The following is a 6,480-nucleotide window of genomic DNA, read 5'->3' on the forward strand; positions in this document are numbered from 1 at the left end:
AAAGAAAGGCGGCGACATACTCTCCCACAGGATTGCAGTACCATCTGCGCAGGCGGGCTTAACTTCTCTGTTCGAAATGGGAAGAGGTGAGCCCCGCCGCAATAACCACCTTAAGGTCTTCTTGCAGGGGTATCCTTGCGGATAACCATACACAATATCTTAACACATTGAGATAAATATTCATTGTTTTATTTGAAAAGAACCTGCTCCCCCTCCGTAGAGGGGGAAGCTACAATAAGCTTACGGGTTATTAGTACTACTCGACTATGACATTACTGCCTTTACATCTATAGCCTATCAACGTGGTCATCTTCCACGACCCTTAAAAGAAATCTCATCTTGTGGTGGGTTTCGCGCTTATATGCTTTCAGCGCTTATCCCTTCCCAACGTAGCTACTCTGCGGTGCTCCTGGCGGAACAACAGATACACCAGAGGTTAGTCCAATTCGGTCCTCTCGTACTAGAATCAGATCCACTCAAATTTCTAACGCCCACAGTAGATAGAGACCGAACTGTCTCACGACGTTCTGAACCCAGCTCGCGTGCCACTTTAATGGGCGAACAGCCCAACCCTTGGGACCTTCTCCAGCCCCAGGATGTGACGAGCCGACATCGAGGTGCCAAACCCCCCCGTCGATATGAGCTCTTGGGGGAGATCAGCCTGTTATCCCCGGCGTACCTTTTATCCTTTGAGCGATGGCCCTTCCATGCGGAACCACCGGATCACTATGCTCTACTTTCGTACCTGATCGACCTGTATGTCTCTCAGTCAAGCTCCCTTATGCCATTGCACTCTACGCACGGTTACCAAGCGTGCTGAGGGAACCTTTAGAAGCCTCCGTTACTCTTTTGGAGGCGACCACCCCAGTCAAACTACCCACCAAGCAATGTCCCCCACAGTATGGGGTTAGGCCTCAGATAAGCAAAGGGTGGTATTTCAACAATGACTCCACAACGCCTGGCGACGCCATTTCACAGTCTCCCACCTATCCTACACATCACTTATCCAAGGTCAATACTAAGCTATAGTAAAGGTGCACAGGGTCTTTTCGTCCCACTGCGGGTAATCGGCATCTTCACCGATACTACAATTTCACCGAGCTCATGGCTGAGACAGCGTCCAGATCGTTACACCATTCGTGCAGGTCGGAACTTACCCGACAAGGAATTTCGCTACCTTAGGACCGTTATAGTTACGGCCGCCGTTTACTGGGGCTTCAATTCAATGCTTCTCCGAAGATAACATCTCCTCTTAACCTTCCAGCACCGGGCAGGTGTCAGGCCCTATACTTCATCTTACGATTTTGCAGAGCCCTGTGTTTTTGATAAACAGTCGCCTGGACCTCTTCACTGCGGCCAGCTTGCGCTGGCGACCTTTCTCCCGAAGTTACAGGTCTATTTTGCCTAATTCCTTAGCCATGAATCTCTCGAGCACCTTAGGATTCTCTCCTCAACTACCTGTGTCGGTTTACGGTACGGGTACTTATAATCTAAGTTTAGAAGTTTTTCTTGGCAGCCCTTAGGTACACTATCCCATCATCCGAAGAATCCGAGTACTATCGTATTTCACCAGTCCTGGCGGATTTGCCTACCAGGCCTATAGTTAGGTACTTTAACGAACTATTCCGTCAGTTCGCGGTACTTTCATCACTGCGTCACTCCATCACAATTATAAGTAGTACGGGAATATTAACCCGTTGGCCATCGACTTCCCCTTTCGGGTGCGCCTTAGGACCCGACTAACCCGCAGCTGATTAGCATAGCTGCGGAAACCTTAGTTTTTCGGTGTGCGGGTTTCTCGCCCGCATTATCGTTACTTATGCCTACATTTTCTTTTCTAACCGGTCCAGCATGCCTCACGACACACCTTCTGCCCTGTTAGAATGCTCCCCTACCACTTGTACATAGTACAAATCCATAGCTTCGGTAGTATGCTTATGCCCGATTATTATCCATGCTCGTCCGCTCGACTAGTGAGCTGTTACGCACTCTTTAAATGAATGGCTGCTTCCAAGCCAACATCCTAGCTGTCGATGCAGACAAACCGCGTTTTTTCAACTTAGCATACATTTGGGGACCTTAGCTGATGGTCTGGGTTCTTTCCCTCTCGGACTTGGACCTTAGCACCCAAGCCCTCACTGCTGGTAAACATTATATAGCATTCGGAGTTTGTCAGGAATTGGTAGGCGGTGAAGCCCCCGCATCCAATCAGTAGCTCTACCTCTATATAACTTATATCCAGCGCTGCACCTAAATGCATTTCGGGGAGTACGAGCTATTTCCGAGTTTGATTGGCCTTTCACCCCTACCCACAGGTCATCCGAAGACTTTTCAACGTCAACCGGTTCGGACCTCCACTATGTGTTACCACAGCTTCATCCTGCCCATGGGTAGATCACACGGTTTCGCGTCTAACATTACTGACTAAAGCGCCCTATTCAGACTCGCTTTCGCTACGGATCCGTGGCTTAACCACTTAACCTTGCCAGCAACGTTAACTCGTAGGCTCATTATGCAAAAGGCACGCCGTCACCCCACTAAAGGGCTCCGACCGCTTGTAAGCGTATGGTTTCAGGATCTATTGCACTCCGTTATTCACGGTTCTTTTCACCTTTCCTTCACAGTACTGGTTCACTATCGGTCTCTCAGGAGTATTTAGCCTTAGCGGATGGTCCCGCCAAATTCAGACAGGGTTTCACGTGCCCCGCCCTACTCAGGATACCACTATCCTTATCTTCTCTTACTTATACGGGACTATCACCCTCTTCGGTTTACCTTTCCAGGTAATTCTAATTCAATCCGCAAGAAATGTCGTGGTCCTACAACCCCACAATTGCCGTAACAACTCTGGTTTGGGCTAATCCGCGTTCGCTCGCCACTACTTACGGAATCACTTTTGTTTTCTTCTCCTCCGCCTACTTAGATGTTTCAGTTCAGCGGGTTCGCCCCCTATCGGGTACTATGTCTTCAACATAGTGGGTTGCCCCATTCGGATATCTGCGGATCAATTCGTATGTGCCAATCCCCGCAGCTTTTCGCAGCTTATCACGTCCTTCATCGCCTCTGAGAGCCTAGGCATCCCCCATACGCCCTTATTTTGCTTATTGTATTCTTTTGTGCTTTACTTGATCATTCAAGCAAAACCTTGTTCTTTCTACTTTTTAAATGTATTTTTATCTCAATATGTCAATGAACTTTTATCTGTTTACACAGAATCGTGGAGAATATCGGAGTCGAACCGATGACCTCCTGCGTGCAAGGCAGGCGCTCTAGCCAGCTGAGCTAATCCCCCAATCTTAGTGATGAGTTATTAGGTATGAGTTATGCACTACACAACCCCTCAACCCCTAGAATTTCCTTCAAGCTTTAAAAAAGTAGTCCCGGGCAGACTCGAACTGCCGACCCCTACATTATCAGTGTAGTACTCTAACCAGCTGAGCTACGAGACTCTGTATTTTAAGCCTTATTTCTTTGAATTAACAGCAAGAGTAAAAAAAATCACAATCATCATCCCTAACACCTTTTTATCGTCTCTAGAAAGGAGGTGTTCCAGCCGCACCTTCCGGTACGGCTACCTTGTTACGACTTAGCCCTAGTTACCAGTTTTACCCTAGGCAGCTCCTTGCGGTCACCGACTTCAGGTACCCCCAGCTTCCATGGCTTGACGGGCGGTGTGTACAAGGCCCGGGAACGTATTCACCGCAGCATGGCTGATCTGCGATTACTAGCGAATCCAGCTTCACGGAGTCGAGTTGCAGACTCCGATCCGAACTGAGAACGGTTTTGTAGATTCGCTCCTACTTGCGTAGTGGCTGCTCTCTGTACCGTCCATTGTAGCACGTGTGTAGCCCAAGGCGTAAGGGCCGTGATGATTTGACGTCATCCCCACCTTCCTCACAGTTTGCACTGGCAGTCTTGCTAGAGTTCCCGACATGACTCGCTGGCAACTAACAACAGGGGTTGCGCTCGTTATAGGACTTAACCTGACACCTCACGGCACGAGCTGACGACAACCATGCAGCACCTTGAAAAACGTCCGAAGAAAGATCTATTTCTAAACCTGTCGTTTCCCATTTAAGCCTTGGTAAGGTTCCTCGCGTATCATCGAATTAAACCACATGCTCCTCCGCTTGTGCGGGCCCCCGTCAATTCCTTTGAGTTTCACTCTTGCGAGCGTACTCCCCAGGTGGGATACTTATCACTTTCGCTTAGCCACTCAGATTGCTCCAAACAGCTAGTATCCATCGTTTACGGCGTGGACTACCAGGGTATCTAATCCTGTTCGCTCCCCACGCTTTCGTCCATCAGCGTCAATCAACTTGTAGTAACCTGCCTTCGCAATTGGTATTCCATGTAATCTCTAAGCATTTCACCGCTACACTACATATTCTAGTTACTTCCAAGTAATTCAAGTTCTACAGTATCAATGGCCGTTTGATCGTTGAGCGACCAGATTTCACCACTGACTTATAAAACCGCCTACGGACCCTTTAAACCCAATGATTCCGGATAACGCTTGGATCCTCCGTATTACCGCGGCTGCTGGCACGGAGTTAGCCGATCCTTATTCTTACAGTACCGTCAAGCTCCCTCACGAGGGAGTGTTTCTTCCTGTACAAAAGCAGTTTACAATCCATAGGACCGTCATCCTGCACGCGGCATGGCTGGTTCAGGCTTGCGCCCATTGACCAATATTCCTCACTGCTGCCTCCCGTAGGAGTCTGGTCCGTGTCTCAGTACCAGTGTGGGGGATCTCCCTCTCAGGACCCCTACCCATCGTTGCCTTGGTATGCCGTTACCACACCAACTAGCTAATGGGACGCATGCTCATCTTGTACCGTTGGAACTTTAGTAACAAAAAGATGCCTTTTCGTTACACTATGGGGTATTAATCCAAATTTCTCTGGGCTATCCCCCTGTACAAGGTAGATTGCATACGCGTTACGCACCCGTGCGCCGGTCTCAAGTTAGCAAGCTAACTCTACCCCTCGACTTGCATGTGTTAAGCCTGCCGCTAGCGTTCATCCTGAGCCAGGATCAAACTCTTCATCGTATAATTGTTTAAGCTTACGCTTATATTTTTAGACAAAGTTGCTAGGTTATTCGAATCTTCCGATTCTTCTTACTCTCATTTTATTTGCTTCAAATATCTCTATTTAAAGCGGCTGTCAATTCAATATGTCTATGAACGTATTCTTCTTTTCTTTTCGCTAAACTCCTTTCGTCGTTTTGGCGGGTGCAAAGGTAGAAATCTTTTTCTTATTTGCAAAACTTTTTGAAACTTTTTTTTGAGAAAATTTTCATCCCGTTTTGTCGTCAATATTACTTAAGAACCTCCCCGTTGCGGGGTGCAAAGATAACATCTTTATTTTCTTCTTTCCAAATCTTTTCGCGATTATTTTTTAAGTTTTTTACTTTCGTTTCAAACCCAATCACTTAGACTTTTTAAGAACATTATGTTAAAGAACTCTGCTTGTTTCACATCTCACTTGTTGTTCAATGCGGGTGCAAAAGTACCACTTATTTTCACTTTTCCTAACCTTTTCTTAATCTTTTTTACCCCTTTTTTACACTTCAACTGAGCCTCAGTAAGTTAGACAGGAAAGTTTTTCCAGAAGAATGCAAGCATGGTCTAAAACAGCTCTCTCCTACTCTTATATATATTGTATAAGCATACCTTCTCTCCTTTACTATATATAAGTATAGACTGAGAAAGCAAGCACACCCGTTGCGGAAGGAAGTGCACACATAGCAGTAACGAGTGTACACTTAGCAGTAACGAGTGCACACTTGGCAGTAACGAGTGTACACTTAGCAGTAACGAGTGCACACTTGGCAGTAACGAGTGTACACTTAGCAGTAACGAGTGTACACTTAGCAGTAACGAGTGTACACATAGCAGTAACAAGTGCACACTTAGCAGTAACGAGTGTACACATAGCAGTAACAAGTGCACACATAGCAGTAACGAGTGTACACATAGCAGTAACAAGTGCACACATAGCAGTAACGAGTGCACACATAGCAGTAACGTGTGCGCTTGTTACGAAAGCAAGACTAAACATATACAGGGAAAAATTGAAATATTACTCAATGAATATACTTGCCGGAGCCTGAGAACTACTATGGTAAGCCTCTAGTCACTAAGTACTATGGACTAAGTACTCTCACTAATCACTAGTTACTAATCACTAGTTACTAATCACTAGTTACTAATCACTAGTTACTAATTAACCGCTGTCAGGGTTTGATACTTCGACAAGCTCAGCAACCGCCACTGAAAGGGTTGCTAACAAATAAAGACTTTACTCCTATATATAAGGTATACTATCTTTTGGAGATGTACGCCCGCGTGAGCGGGTGAAGCGGCATCCTTTTATGCAGCGCAGCGGAATAAAAGATATAGCAAAGAGCCCGACCCGGAGGGGCACGCCATTATTTAGACTACTTAGACTACTTAGACTACTTAGACTACTTAGA

At 46.5% G+C, this 6,480-nt stretch carries 2 tRNA genes and 3 rRNA genes; all 5 read right to left on the bottom strand.

What is annotated here, in order from left to right:
• Positions 1 to 3: 3 nt before the first annotated feature.
• A 5S ribosomal RNA gene (rrf, locus tag NAT51_RS19395) occupies positions 4 to 113 on the bottom strand.
• Positions 114 to 230: 117 nt separating this feature from the next.
• Positions 231 to 3,107 (bottom strand): 23S ribosomal RNA (locus tag NAT51_RS19400).
• A 111-nt stretch (positions 3,108 to 3,218) separates the two neighbouring features.
• Positions 3,219 to 3,292 (bottom strand) — tRNA-Ala (locus NAT51_RS19405).
• Between the two features lie 83 nt (positions 3,293 to 3,375).
• A tRNA-Ile gene (locus NAT51_RS19410) sits at positions 3,376 to 3,449 on the bottom strand.
• Positions 3,450 to 3,537: 88 nt separating this feature from the next.
• Positions 3,538 to 5,053: ribosomal RNA gene (locus NAT51_RS19415) — 16S ribosomal RNA — on the bottom strand.
• Together the 16S, 23S and 5S rRNA genes with 2 tRNA genes alongside form the textbook arrangement of a ribosomal RNA operon.
• Between the last annotated feature and the right edge of the window lie 1,427 nt (positions 5,054 to 6,480).

It is taken from the genome of Flavobacterium amniphilum, from assembly GCF_023634845.1.
GTDB lineage: Bacteria > Bacteroidota > Bacteroidia > Flavobacteriales > Flavobacteriaceae > Flavobacterium > Flavobacterium amniphilum.